The organism is Rhodobacter sp. SGA-6-6 (assembly GCF_011043545.1).
In the GTDB taxonomy this organism is placed as follows: domain Bacteria; phylum Pseudomonadota; class Alphaproteobacteria; order Rhodobacterales; family Rhodobacteraceae; genus Pseudogemmobacter.
The window spans coordinates 17,817-31,205 of record NZ_JAAKGP010000017.1; the positions used below are offsets into that span (position 1 = coordinate 17,817).

The 13,389-nt window shown below is 69.3% G+C and carries 11 protein-coding genes; 6 read left to right on the forward strand and 5 right to left on the reverse strand.

What is annotated here, in order from left to right:
- Positions 1–89 precede the first annotated feature (89 nt).
- Complete coding sequence (locus tag G5B31_RS19020; protein ID WP_165019788.1) at positions 90–1,277, forward strand: helix-turn-helix domain-containing protein; 1,188 nt, start codon at positions 90–92, stop codon at positions 1,275–1,277.
- Between the two features lie 88 nt (positions 1,278–1,365).
- Entirely contained in the window at positions 1,366–2,490 is a 1,125-nt protein-coding gene (gene ispG, locus G5B31_RS19025) for a flavodoxin-dependent (E)-4-hydroxy-3-methylbut-2-enyl-diphosphate synthase (RefSeq protein WP_165019789.1), read from the forward strand.
- A gap of 48 nt (positions 2,491–2,538) precedes the next feature.
- On the opposite strand, the gene G5B31_RS19030 is transcribed toward ispG, so the two are convergent.
- On the reverse strand, positions 2,539–3,282 hold the full coding sequence (locus G5B31_RS19030; RefSeq protein WP_165019790.1) for a DsbA family protein: 744 nt from the start codon (positions 3,280–3,282) through the stop codon (positions 2,539–2,541).
- A 194-nt stretch (positions 3,283–3,476) separates the two neighbouring features.
- Between G5B31_RS19030 and G5B31_RS19035 the strand changes: the two genes are divergently transcribed.
- The 4 genes from G5B31_RS19035 to G5B31_RS19050 all read left to right on the forward strand — a co-directional run bounded on the left by G5B31_RS19035 (position 3,477) and on the right by G5B31_RS19050 (position 9,435).
- Positions 3,477–4,679: an N-acetylmuramoyl-L-alanine amidase gene (locus G5B31_RS19035; protein WP_165019791.1), complete on the forward strand. Its 1,203-nt coding sequence runs from the start codon at positions 3,477–3,479 to the stop codon at positions 4,677–4,679.
- A 91-nt stretch (positions 4,680–4,770) separates the two neighbouring features.
- Entirely contained in the window at positions 4,771–7,302 is a 2,532-nt protein-coding gene (locus G5B31_RS19040; protein WP_165019792.1) for a PBP1A family penicillin-binding protein, read from the forward strand.
- Positions 7,303–7,391: 89 nt separating this feature from the next.
- Entirely contained in the window at positions 7,392–8,513 is a 1,122-nt protein-coding gene (prfB, locus tag G5B31_RS19045; RefSeq protein WP_165019793.1) for a peptide chain release factor 2, read from the forward strand.
- 148 nt (positions 8,514–8,661) lie between these two features.
- The gene (locus G5B31_RS19050; RefSeq protein WP_165019794.1) at positions 8,662–9,435 is read left to right on the forward strand and encodes a DUF2189 domain-containing protein; all 774 of its coding nucleotides are present in this window, start codon (positions 8,662–8,664) and stop codon (positions 9,433–9,435) included.
- Positions 9,436–9,764: 329 nt separating this feature from the next.
- Here G5B31_RS19050 and G5B31_RS19055 read toward each other — a convergent pair whose 3' ends face one another.
- The 4 genes from G5B31_RS19055 to G5B31_RS19070 all read right to left on the reverse strand — a co-directional run bounded on the left by G5B31_RS19055 (position 9,765) and on the right by G5B31_RS19070 (position 13,374).
- Entirely contained in the window at positions 9,765–10,289 is a 525-nt protein-coding gene (locus tag G5B31_RS19055; RefSeq protein WP_165019795.1) for a polymer-forming cytoskeletal protein, read from the reverse strand.
- Positions 10,279–11,619, reverse strand: a complete 1,341-nt coding sequence (locus tag G5B31_RS19060; RefSeq protein WP_165019796.1) for a DUF5930 domain-containing protein — start codon at positions 11,617–11,619, stop codon at positions 10,279–10,281. Before G5B31_RS19060 ends, G5B31_RS19055 begins: the two co-directional genes overlap by 11 nt.
- 475 nt (positions 11,620–12,094) lie before the next feature.
- Positions 12,095–12,913, reverse strand: coding sequence for a ferritin-like domain-containing protein (locus G5B31_RS19065; RefSeq protein ID WP_165019797.1), 819 nt, complete (start codon positions 12,911–12,913; stop codon positions 12,095–12,097).
- The gene (locus G5B31_RS19070; protein WP_165019798.1) at positions 12,913–13,374 is read right to left on the reverse strand and encodes a peroxiredoxin; all 462 of its coding nucleotides are present in this window, start codon (positions 13,372–13,374) and stop codon (positions 12,913–12,915) included. The genes G5B31_RS19065 and G5B31_RS19070 overlap by 1 nt, the downstream gene beginning before the upstream one ends.
- Positions 13,375–13,389 lie beyond the last annotated feature (15 nt).

Sequence of the window (13,389 nt, forward strand, 5' to 3'; positions counted from 1 at the left end):
CTGTGCTAGCGTTCCCGCAATACGAGGCCCGGTGAGTCGCAGGGGAAGCGACTCGGTTCAACAGGCCAATCCAAGGGGACAGATCGCGGATGATCGGCTGGAGGTCCAAACCTCAGGCAGCGGAGGAGGAGAAGCCGAAGGGCTTCGACGATTTCGACCTTCGCCTGGGCGACCTGATGCGCGGCGAAAGGGCCACGCTGGGCAAGTCGCTTCTGGACGTGCAGCGCGAACTCAAGATCAAGGCCACCTATATCGCCGCCATCGAGAATGCCGATGTCTCGGCCTTCGAGACCCCCGGTTTCGTGGCCGGCTACGTGCGCTCCTACGCCCGTTATCTGGGCATGGACCCGGATGACTCCTTCGCCCGCTTCTGCCGCGAGGCGAATTTCGCCGTGGCGCACGGGCTGTCGGCCTCGGCGGCGCCGCAGCGGCTGGCGCAGGCCCGCGCCCGGGTGGAATTCGCCGATCCGCTGGCCAATCCCAACGCCACCTTCATCCCCCGCGGCGAAAGCGTGTTCAGCCGGGTCGAACCCGGCGCCGTCGGCTCGGTCGCGGTGCTGCTGGCGCTGATCGTCGCCATCGGCTACGGCGGCTGGTCGGTGCTGCGCGAGGTGCAGCGGGTGCAACTGGCCCCGGTGGACGAGGCGCCCTCGGTGGTGGCGCAGATCGACCCGCTGGACGGCGCGCAGCCCGCCGACCCGCAGGCCGTGGTCAAGGAGCCCGAGACCGCGGTGGCGGAAAACCAGGCCGCGCCCGACCTGATGGACCGGCTCTATCGGCCGCAGGAGTTGGACGTGCCGGTGCTGGTGTCGCGCGACGGCCCCATCGCCGCCATCGACCCGCGGGCCGGCGGCCCGGTGGCCGGTCCGGCCGGAGTCGCCCTGGCCGATCCGGCTGAGGCCGAGACGGTCAAGGTGATGGCCGATGCCCGTCCCGGGGTGGAAATCCTGGCGGTGCGCCCGGCCTGGGTGCGGGTCAGCGCCGCCGACGGCACCGTGCTGTTCGAGAAGAACCTGGACGCCGGCGAACGCTATGCGGTTCCGGCGCTGGAAGAGGCGGCGGTGCTGCGCACCGGCAACTCCGGTTCGGTCTATTTCCTGGTGGACGGCGCGACCTATGGTCCCGCAGCGCCGGGGGCGAACGTGGCCAAGAACATCGCCCTGACCGCCGAGGCGCTGACGGCGAAATACACCCTCGCCGATCCCGGCGCCGACGAGGCCCTGGCCAAGGTGATGACCGCCGATGCCTCGGCCACTGTCGAGGTGGCGGTGGAGTGACCCCTTCGTGAAGGCCGGGGCGGGCCCGGGCGGTTGCCGCCCGGTGGGCTTTTGCCTATGTTCGCCGCGAATGGCTTGAGGCATCCCCATGTCGCTGAACCCGATCCGTCCCTGGCGCAACATCGAGCGGCGGAAGAGCCGCCGGATCATGGTGGGCCGCGTGCCGGTGGGCGGCGATGCGCCGATCACGGTGCAGACCATGACCAACACCGACACTTCGGACGTGAAGGCGACGCTGGACCAGGTGATCCGCGCCGCCGAGGCGGGGGCGGACATCGTGCGGGTCTCCACCCCGGACGAGGCCTCGACCCGCGCCCTGCGCGAGATCGTGCGCGAAAGCCCGGTGCCGATCGTGGCGGACATCCATTTCCACTATCGCCGCGCCATCGAGGCGGCGGAGGCGGGGGCGGCCTGCCTGCGGATCAACCCCGGCAACATCGGCGACGCGAAGCGGGTGGCCGAGGTGGTGCGGGCGGCGAAGGACCACGGCTGCTCGATCCGTATCGGGGTGAACGCGGGGTCGCTGGAGCGGCATCTGCTGGAGAAATACGGCGAGCCCTGCCCGGATGCGATGGTGGAAAGCGGCCTCGACCATATCAAGCTGTTGCAGGACAACGATTTCCACGAGTTCAAGATCAGCTGCAAGGCCTCGGACGTGTTCCTTTCGGCGGCGGCCTACCAGCAGCTGGCGGCGGCGACCGACGCGCCGATCCACCTCGGTATCACCGAGGCGGGCGGGCTGACCTCCGGCACGGTGAAATCGGCCATCGGCCTCGGCAGCCTGCTGTGGTTCGGCATCGGCGATACCATCCGGGTGTCGCTGTCGGCCGACCCGGTGGAGGAGGTCAAGGTCGGCTACGAGATCCTGAAGAGCCTCGGGTTGCGCACCCGCGGCGTGCAGATCATCTCCTGCCCCAGCTGCGCGCGGCAGGGCTTCGACGTGATCCGCACCGTGGAGGCGCTGGAGAAGCGGCTGGAGCACATCAAGACACCGATGAGCCTGTCGATCATCGGCTGCGTCGTGAACGGCCCCGGCGAGGCGCTGATGACCGACATCGGCTTCACCGGCGGCGGCGCCGGCAAGGGCATGGTCTACATGGCCGGCCGGCAGGACCACACCATGACCAACGAGAAGATGATTGACCATATCGTCGAACTGGTCGAGAAGCGCGCCGAGGAACTGGCCGCGCTGGAGGCGCAGGCGGCGGAGTAGGGCGATTTCCGCGCGGAAATCGCCCCGAAAATCGCGCGATTTTCGGCGTCAGCCGTCCTGACGCTGGCCCTCGACGATCTGGCGCATCCCGTCCAGCGGCACGTAGCCGCGCACCATGGTGCGGTCGATCACGAAGGTGGGGGTGCCGTTGATCTCCAGCGCCGTCGCCAGGTCGTGGTTGGCGACGATCACCGCCTGGACCTCTTCCGAGCCCATCTTCGCCGTCACCGCCGCCGGGTCGTGCCCCAGCTCGGTCGCCAGCCGCCCCAGCGTCTCGGCATTGGCCTCGCCGCGCAGGGTGACCAGCGCGTCATGGGCCTTCTTGTAGGCCGCGTCGCCGTAGAGCATCCGCACCGAGATGGCGAATTGCGACGACAAGAGCGATTCCTCGCCGAGGATGGGGAATTCCTTCAGCACGAAGCGGATGTTGCCGTCGCTGCCGACCAGTTCCTCCACCTCCTCATAGGCCTTGCGGCAATAGCCGCAGCGGTAGTCCATGAACTCGACCACGGTGATGTCGCCGTCGGGGTTGCCGCCCACCCAGTCGTCGGGGCTGTGGTAGATGGCGTCGCGGTTCGCCTCCATCAGCTGCAGGTCGCGGTCGGCGGCGGCCATGTCCTCGCGCACCTGCAGCTCGGTCATCGCCTCGACGATCACCTCGGGGTTTTCCAGCAGATAGGCGCGGACCTCCTCGCGGAAGGCGGCGCGCTCGGCCTCGGTCATCTCTCCCAGGCCGCCGGCGAGGGCGGGGAGGGCGGTCAGCGTGGCGGCGAGGGCGAGGGGCAGGCGCATGGGGCTTCCTTTGCAGGTTGACCCGAACCGCGGGTCGTGGAACGGCCGAACCTTAAGGGGCAGGGCGGGAGCAGCGCAAGCCGGGGATCGCCGCGGCGCGGGGCGGTCGCCGCTTTGTGATGGGCCCGGCGGCGGCAAGGTGAATTTACTTCCGCCCGCCCGCCGGGGATAATGGGGCAAGAAAAGGGCAGGCGATGCGGGCGCTTCTTGCAGTTCTGGCGATGGTCTGGGCGCTGGCCTTCGGGGCGGCGGCGCAGGATCTGTCGGCGCTGGCGCGGCTGGATGCGGGGCAGAGCCACCTGCAGGGCGATGCCGGCGGGGTGGAGATCGCGCTGGCGATCAGCCAGCCGGTGCCCTGGCGGGTGCGGCTGCTGGACGATCCGCCGCGGCTGATCCTCGACATGCGCGAGGTGGACTGGAAGGGCGTCGAGACTCTGGCGCTGCCCACGCCGGTGCGCGCCCTGCGGGCCGGGGTGTTCCGCCCGGGCTGGTCGCGGCTGGTGGTGGAGCTGGACGGGCCCTGGACGGTGGCGCGGTCCGAAATGCAGACCGGCGATCCCGGCGCGGTGGTCCGGCTGGCGCTGGAACCGGCGACGGCTGCGGCCTTCGCCGCCGAGGCCGCGCGGCCCGAGCCGGCGGAATGGGCGGCGCCGAAAGCCGCCGACCTGCCGCCGTCGCCGGTGCAGGGCAGCGGGCCGGTGGTGGTGGTGCTGGACCCCGGTCACGGCGGCATCGACCCGGGGGCCGAACGCGAGGGCCAGACCGAGGCGAAGCTGATGCTGACCTTCGCCCGCGAACTGAAGGAGGCGCTGCTGCGCGACGGCCGCTTCAAGGTGGTGATGACCCGCAACGAGGATGTCTTCGTGCCGCTGGAGACCCGCATCTCCATCGCCCGGGCGGCCGGCGCGACGGTGTTCCTGTCGCTGCACGCCGATGCGCTGGCCGAGGGCGAGGCGCAGGGGGCCACGGTCTACACCCTGGCCGAGGAGGCCACCGACGAGGCGGCGCAGGCGCTGGCCGAGCGGCACGACCGCGACGACCTGCTGGCGGGGCTGGACCTGAGCGCGCAGGACGACGTGGTGGTGACGGTGCTGATGGACATGGCGCGGACCGAGACGCAGCCGCGGGTGGACCGGCTGGCCGGCCATCTGGTCGGCGCGATCAAGGGGGCGGAGCTGCGGATGCACCGCCACCCGCACCAGCAGGGCGGATTCTCGGTGTTGAAATCGCCCGACATCCCCTCGGCGCTGGTCGAACTGGGGTTCCTGTCCTCGGCCCGCGACCTGAAGCGGCTGGAGGACCCGGAGTGGCGGGCGAGGATGGCGGCCGCCCTGGTCGCCGGGCTGGCGGCCTGGGCAGAGGAAGACAGGGCGATCCGGGCGGTGAAGGGCGGCTAGCCGCCGGGCCGGCCGGCCAAGGTTTTGACGGGGCCGCGCGTCTGCTATAGGGAGGCGCGACATCCAAGGCAGACGGGCACGGGAGACAGGCGTGATACGTTTCATCGGCTCTTTCTTCGGAGCCATCTTCACGATGATCACGCTGGGCGCCTTCTTCGGCGCCCTGACCGTCGGCGCGATCTTCTGGATGTATTCCAGCGACCTGCCCAGCCACGAAAGCCTGGCGCAATACACCCCGCCGACGATCAGCCGCATCTACACCGGCGAGGGCAAGGTGCTGGACGAATTCGCCCGCGAGCGGCGGCTGTTCGTCCCGGCCGAGGACATCCCCGACCTGGTGAAGCAGGCCTTCATCTCGGCCGAGGACCAGAACTTCTACAGCCACGAGGGCTACGACGCCCGCGGCATGATCGCGGCGCTGGTCGATGCGGTGAAGAGCAAGGGCGAGGACATCCGCGGCGCCTCGACCATCACCCAGCAGGTGGCGAAGAACATGCTGCTGGACGGCACCCGCAAGGGCGCCAAGGGGATCGAGCGCAAGATCAAGGAGATTATCCTGGCCACAAGGCTGGAGGCGACGCTGTCCAAGGACCGCATCCTTGAAATCTACATGAACCAGATCGACCTCGGCTACCGCAGCTTCGGGGTGGCGGCGGCGGCGCAGACCTATTTCAACAAGACCCTGGACCAGCTGACCCCGGGCGAGGCCGCCTATCTGGCGGCGCTGCCGAAATCCCCCGGCAAGGGCCTGCGGCCGGTGCAGGAATACGACCGCGCGGTCGAGCGGCGGAACTATGTCCTCGGCGAGATGCGCCAGAACGGCTACATCGACCAGGCCACCTACGAGGCGGAAAAGGCGCAGCCCCTGAAGACGGTGATGGCGGGGGATTACCCCTCCTACCGCGAGGCGCTGCCCGACCGCACCTATTTCACCGAAGAGATCGCCCGCCAGCTGTCGAAGAACTTCGGCGAGGAGGAGTTCTACAACGGCGGCCTGACCATCCGCGCCACCATCGACCCCGAGTTGCAGCGCCAGGCCGAGACCTCGCTGCGCATCGCGCTGGAGAAATACGACCGCAGCCTCGGCCGCTGGCGCGGCACCGGCGAGGTGCTGGACGCCTCGGTGCTGGACAGCGAGGCCGAATGGCGCGCGGCGCTGGCCGCCGTCGAGGTGCCGCGCGACATCGAGGGCTGGTTCCCGGCGGTGGTGCTGGAAGTGGGCGACGGCGAATTGCGGATCGGCATCGAGGGCGTCGAGGCGACCGAGGCCGAGCCGCAGGTGGTGCCGCGCGCCGACATCGAGTGGATGCGCGGCAATTTCCACGACAATTTCAAGCCGGGCGATGTGGTCCATGTCCGCCGGATGACCGACGACAAGGACGGCGGCTTCATCCGCTGGACCCTGCGGCAGGTGCCGGAGGTGCAGGGCGCCTTCATGGCGATGGACGTGACCACCGGCCGGGTGCTGGCGATGCAGGGCGGCTTCAGCTATCAGGATTCGGTGTTCAACCGCGCCACTCTGGCCAAGCGCCAGCCCGGCTCCAGCTTCAAGCCCTTCGTCTATGCCGCCGCGCTGGACAGCGGCTTCACCCCCGCCACCATCGTCGTCGACGCGCCGATCGAGGTGAACACGCCGCAGGGGCTGTGGACGCCGAAGAACGCCTCGAACAAGTATTACGGCCCGGCGCCGCTGCGGACGGGGATCGAGCAGAGCCGCAACCTGATGACCATCCGCATCGCCGAGGAGATCGGGATGCAGACGGTGGCGGGCTATGCCGAACGCTTCGGCGTCTACGACCGGATGAACCCCTATCTCGCCAATGCGCTCGGCGCGCAGGAGACCACGCTCTACCAGATGGTCGCCGCCTATGCGATGTTCGCCAACGGCGGCGAGCGGCTGGAGCCGACGCTGGTCGACCGGGTGCAGGACCGCTACGGCCGCACCGTCTATCGCCACGACAAGCGGGTCTGCACCGATTGCACCGATCCCGGCCTGCCGAAGGGCGCGGGGCTGGAGATCACCTCGGACCGCGAGCGGGTGATGGACGCGATCACCGCCTATCAGCTGACCAGCATGATGGAGGGCGTGGTGCAGCGCGGCACCGCGCGCGGCATCAACCTGCCGGTGCCGGTGGCGGGCAAGACCGGGACGACGAACGACGCCAAGGACGTGTGGTTCATCGGCTATACCAGCACCATCGTCGCCGGCTGCTACATCGGTTACGACAACCCGAAATCGCTCGGCAACGTCTCGGGCGGCGGCTTCTGCGGCCCGGTGTTCGAGAGCTTCATGAAGGAAGCGATCAAGAAATACGGCGGGGCCAAGTTCAAGGTGCCGCCGGGGGGCTATTTCGTGAAGATCGACCGCTTCACCGGCGCCCGCCTGCCCGACGACGCCAGCGGCGAGAACGTGGTGGCGGAATATTTCCGCGAGGGCGAGGACCCGATCTTCGGCCTGGGCGCGCTGGTCGACGGCGGCTTCGAGATGGGCCAGAATCTGCCGCTCTATGCCTATGGCGAGACCGAGAGCGGCGGCAGCACCGTCACCACCGCGACGGGCGAGACCAAGGTGATCCCGAAGAAGGCCGATTTCGGCACCGTCTCCTCGGGCGGGCTCTATTGAACCAATGGGCGGCCGGCGCGGCCCGCACCCTTGCCGGGGCGCGGCAGGGGCGTTATCAGGCCGCCGGAACCTAGGGAAAGACGGGCATCATGCGCGCAGAGACGCAAGCTCATGTTGAGGCGATCCGCAAGTCGCTGGTGCTGCTGGCGCAGCGGATGGACTGGGAGACCGCGCCGCACCGGCTGGAAGAGTTCAACGCGCTGATCGAGCAGCCCGATCTGTGGAACGACCCCGCCAAGGCGCAGAAGCTGATGCGTGAGCGGCAGTCGCTGATGGATGCGGTGAACGGCTACAAGCTGATCGAGGCCGGGCTGAACGACAACATCGGCCTGATCGAACTGGGCGAGGCCGAGGGCGAGGAAGAGGTGGTCGCCGAGGCCGAGACGGCGCTGAAGGCGCTGGCCGAGGTGGCGGCGCAGAAGGAGCTGGAGGCGCTCTTGAACGGCGAGGCCGACGGCAACGACACCTTCCTGGAGATCAACGCCGGGGCGGGCGGGACCGAGTCGCAGGACTGGGCCGAGATGCTGGCGCGGATGTATACCCGCTGGGCCGAACGCCGCGGCTTCACCGTCGAGATGCTGTCGGAAACGCCGGGCGAAGAGGCGGGGATCAAGTCGGTGGCCTACAAGATTTCCGGCCACAATGCCTATGGCTGGCTGAAGACCGAAAGCGGCGTGCACCGGCTGGTCAGGATTTCCCCCTTCGGCTCGGGCGACAAGCGGCAGACCTCCTTCGCCAGCGTCTGGGTCTATCCGGTGGTGGACGACAACATCGAGATCGAGGTGCTGGACAAGGACATCCGCATCGACACCTTCCGGTCGTCGGGCGCCGGCGGCCAGCACGTCAACAAGACCGACTCGGCGGTGCGGATCACCCACTTCCCGACCGGGATCGTGGTGACCTCCAGCCTGAAGTCGCAGCACCAGAACCGCGAGATCGCCATGAACGCGCTGAAGGCGCGGCTCTACCAGATGGAACTGGACCGCCGCTCGGCTGCGGTGAACGAGGCGCATGACGCCAAGGGCGATGCCGGCTGGGGCAACCAGATCCGGTCCTATGTCCTGCAGCCCTACCAGATGGTGAAGGACCTGCGCACCAGCTACGAGACCAGCGACACCCAAGGGGTGCTGGACGGCGACCTGGATGCCTTCATGGCGGCGACGCTGGCGCTGGACATGGCCGGCAAGAGCCGGGCCGACGCCGAGGGCTGAGGAGGCGGGGGCTCGTCGGGGTCTTCGACTCTCCTCGCCGAGGAGGAGCCGGAGGCGAAGGACGAGGCCGGTTAACCTGCCGCGAAAATACCTGTTTGGAAAAGCTGCATCCCGCGCATAGCCTTTCCCCGCAAGAGGGAGGGGCAGGATGCATCAGGACACCGCGGGCGCGCGCCCGATGCCGGAGATACTGGAACTGGACTTCGGCGACCTGCGCGCGGCGCTGGCGGCGGGCTGGCGGGACTTCCTGCGCGCGCCGGTCTTCGGCCTGTTCTTCGCCGGGGTCTATGTCGCGGGCGGCTGGCTGATCGCCTGGGCCTCGCTGACCGAGGGGCAGATCTGGTGGACGATCTTCGCCGGCTGCGGCTTCCCGATCCTCGGTCCCTTCATCGCCTGCGGCTTCTACGAGGTCTCGCGCCGGCTGGAGGCGGGCGAGGCGCTGGACTGGGGCGGCGTCCTCGGCGCGATCTTCCGGCAGAAGGACCGGCAGATCCCGACCATGGCGGCGATCGTCGTGGTGTTCTTCCTGTTCTGGAACTTCCTCGCCCACATGATCTTCGCGCTTTTCCTCGGCACCGCCACGCTGACCAATGTCACCAGAAGCCTTGAGGTCTTCCTGACGCCGGAGGGGCTGACGATGCTGGCTTTCGGCACCGCGGTGGGGGCGGTCTTCGCCGGGGTGCTCTATGCGCTGGCGGTGGTGAGCCTGCCCATGCTGATGGACCGCGAGGTGGATTTCATCACCGCGATGATCACCAGCTGGGCGCTGGTGGCGGCCAATCCCCGGGTGATGCTGGCCTGGGGCGCGCTGATCGCGGTGTCGCTGTTCCTCGGCATGGCGACCGGGTTCCTGGGGCTGTTCGTGGCGCTGCCGCTGTTCGGGCACGCGAGCTGGCACCTGTATCGGCGGGCGCTGGAGTAGGAGGGCGAGGGCGGGGTGAACCGGCCCTGCAGACGCTCTTCCCGCAGGTCGTCTGGCGAAGGCCTTCGCCACAGCGCCACGCTTCCCCTTGTCCGGCCGGGCCTCAATAGCCCGGCCAGCGCCCGCCCGCCCCTCGGCGGGCGCTTCTCGCCCGCCCGGGCGGGCGCTGGCCTCTCGGGGATTTGGGACACCACCGTCTCCGGGTGCAACGTCGCGAGCGGGCGGGGGCGAGGCAGCGCCTCGCCTTTTCCCGCCCGGTTCAGCGGCGATGACGAAAAGCAAAAGGCGCGCCCCTCGGCGCGCCTTGCGATCCTGCGGCGGGGGAGGGATCAGACCTCGGCCGGCTTCTCCGCCGGTTCCGGCGCGGCGTTGCGCATCGGCGGCAGGGTCGCGGTGGTGACGCGGCCCGAGGCCAGCGGGTCTTCCTGCCGCTGCACCGAGCCCTCGAAATGCGCGCCCGACTCGATGGCGATGGTCTTGTGGATGATGTCGCCTTCCACCCGCGCGGTGGCGGTCAGGCGGACCTTCAGCCCGCGGACCCGGCCGATCACCCGGCCGTTGACCACGATGTCGTCGGCGACGATCTCGCCGCGGATGGTGGCGCTTTCGCCGACCGTCAGCAGATGGGCGCGGATGTCGCCCTCCACCGTGCCCTCGACCTGGATGTCGCCGGTGGTGCGCAGGTTGCCGACCACGGTCAGGTCCGAGGACAGGACCGAGGTCACGGCCTTGCCCTTGGGCGCCGTGGGGGTGAAGTCCATCGAGGGTTTCGTCACGGGTGCCTCCGGGGCCTTGGGTTTCTCGCCGTCGGCCTTGCTGGGCCCGGGCTCGTTGATGCGGCTCTTAGAAAACATCGCTGGCTGCCTTTATGAACTTCACCGGATTGACGGCAGAGCCGCCGATCCGGACTTCGTAGTGGAGGTGGGTGCCGGTGGACCGGCCTGAATTGCCCATATCACCGATCCGGTCCCCGCGCGAGACCCTTTGGCCGACCTCGACCCGGATCTGGGAGAGATGGGCGTAGCGGGTCTCGATCCCGAAGGCATGCTGGATCTTGATCAGGCGACCATAGCCGTTTTCCCAGCCGGCGTGGATCACGACGCCGTCAGCGGTGGCGTAGATCGGCGTGCCGTAGTCGCCGGCCAGATCCTGCCCCTCGTGCTTGCGGTAGCCGCGGCCAAGCGGGTCGTTGCGGCCGCCGAATCCGCTGGTCCAGCGCACCGAGGACTTGACCGGCATCCCCAGCGGCACCCGGAAGGCGGCCATGCGGTAGAGGTTCATCTCCTCCAGTTCCTTCAGGATCGCATTGGCGCGCAATTCGTCGGTGCTGAGCACCGTGCTGCCCGAGGTGGAGGCGGTGATCGGCGACAGCGGCCCGCCCTGGCCGGAATAGCCCTTGCGGACCGAGGAGATCAGGTCGTCGGGGTCCAGCCCGGCGGCGCGGAACATCTTGTCCAGCGGCTCCATCGAGACCGTCACCGCCTCTTCCAGCTTGGCGAAGATGGCGTCGTTGCGGGCCTCCAGCGCGGCCTTCTCCAGCGCCAGCGAGGCCAGCTCCTCGCGCACGGCGGCGGTCTCGACGGCATCGGCGTCGCGGGCGCGGGCGGTCTGGCCGAGCGCGCCGGTCAGGTAGTCCAGCGTGGCGGCGGTGTCGCGGATGCGGCCCATCTCGGTGGCGCCGCCGCCCTGCTGGTTCAGCGCCAGCGTCATCCGCTCGGCCTCGGCCCGGGCCTCGTCGCGTTCCTGGATGGTGCGGCGCAGGGTGTTCTGGATCACCTCGATCCCGGTCTCCAGCTCGCGCCGGCTGTCCTCGGAGGCCAGCAGCTTCTCCTGCATCTCGCTGACCTGCGCCAGCGCGATGTTGAAGCGTTCCTGCGCGCGGACGGCTTCCTCGGCACGGGTGTCGCGGTCGGTGGAGATGAAAGCGAGGCGTTCCTCGAACAGCACGCGCTGGCGTTGGGTCTGCTCGCGGGCCGATCCGGCGCCGATGGTCTCCATCATGATGATGGCGGTGGCGACGATGGTCCAGGCCAGGCCGAGCGTGCCGACCACCAGCGCGATGGCCTGGGTTGCGGGGCGCAGGCGGACGAAGCGGGTGCCGTGGTCGGATTTGAGGAACAGCCGCTGTTCGGGGAAATAGCGTTCCAGCTGGGTATTGATCCGGAAGGCGAGGCGGGTCAGCACTGGCGGGCGCGTCCGTTCTTTGGTGTGGAAAGGGGCGGCGCCCGGGGGCCGCTCTGGTGTGCGGATTGATTAGCGGGCGTGTTACACCGCCGCAACGATTTTGACCGGAAGGGTGCGAAACCGGCCTGCGGGGGCGGAAAGATCGGCAGAAACCCGCCGATCGGGCGGGGACGGCCCTCGGCGGGGGCTGGCTCCGCTGTTATCCCTGCGCAAGCGCCCGGCCGTCTAGCGAAGGCCATCGCCTTCGCCACCGCGCAACGGTTCAGCATGGACCGGCCGGGACCATAAGTCCCGGCCAGCGCCCGACCCGCCCTCGGCGGGCGCTTCTCGCCCGCCGGGTCGGGCGCTGGCCTCCCGGGGTTTAGAGTGACTGCCGTCTCCGGGTGCAGCCGCCGCGCACGGGCGGGGGCGAGGCAATGCCTCGCCTGATCCCGCCCGGTCAGACCGCGGACCGGCCCGCAGTGACGCCGATCCGCTACTCATCCCCGTCCCCGGCCAGCGGCCAGTAGAAATCCGGCGGCAGGCCGGCCTCGGCGCGTTTCTCCTCGTTGAAGGGCGGTTTCAGCGCGCCGTGGAAGTAGCGGCGGACCAGGGCGTGGAACACCTCCTTCGGGTCCTCGCCGTCGCGGCCGCAGAGCCAGTTGAACCATTTAGAGCCATAGGCGACATGGCCGACCTCCTCGGCATAGATCACCTCCAGCGCGGCGATGGCATCTTCCTCGCCCGCCTTGCGGAAGATGTCGATCATGCCCGGGGTCACGTCGAGGCCGCGCGCCTCCAGCACCATCGGCACAACGGCGAGGCGGCCCTTCAGGTCGTCCACGGTGTCCTCGGCGGCGCGCCACATGCCGGCATGGGCGGGCAGCGCGCCGTAATGGCTGCCCCTCCGCTCCAGCACGTCGCAGATCAGGTTGAAATGCTTGGCCTCCTCGTCGGCGGCCTTTACCCAGTCGTCATAGAAGCCGGCGGGCATCGACTGGTCGGCGAAGCGGGCGATGATGTCCCAGTGCAGGTCCACCGCGTTCAGCTCGATATGCGCCAGCGCGTGGAGAAGCGCGATGCGGCCCTGCGGGCTGCCCGGGCGGCGGCGCGGCACCTCGCGCGGGGGCAGGAGTTCCGGGCGCGCGGGCCTTGCGGGACGCAGCGGCGGCTCGGCCCGGCCGATGGGCAGCGGAGTGCCTTCGGCGCGGGCGGCGAACCAGGCGGCGGCGTGGCGGCGGCCGAGCGCGGTCTTCGCGCGCCCGTCGGCGGTGGTCAGCACCTCCACCGCCATCTCGGCCAGGGTCGCCCCCATCACAGCGCCCGGGCCGCGGCCAGCACCTCTTCGGCATGGCCCTTGACCTTCACCTTCGGCCAGACCCGGGCCACCCGGCCCTCGCCGTCGATCAGGAAGGTGGCGCGGGTGATGCCGAGGAACAGCCTGCCGTAAAGGCTCTTCTCGCCCCAGACCCCGTAATCCTCGCAGGTCCGCCCGGTCTCGTCGGAGGCGAGGATGACCTGCAGTCCGTGCTTGGCGCAGAACTTGTCATGCGCCTTCACCGAATCCTTGGAAATGCCGATGACGGTGGTGCCTGCGGCGGCGAACCCGGCCGCAAGGGCCGAGAAGTCCTGCGCCTCCAGCGTGCAGCCGGGGGTGTCGTCCTTGGGGTAGAAGTAGAGCACCGCCTTGCCGGGGCGAAGGGCGGAGAGGGTGACGCTGCCGCCGCCGTCGCGGGGCAGGGTGAAGTCGGGGGCGGTCTCGCCAGCGCTGATCATGGGCGTCTCCTTGCC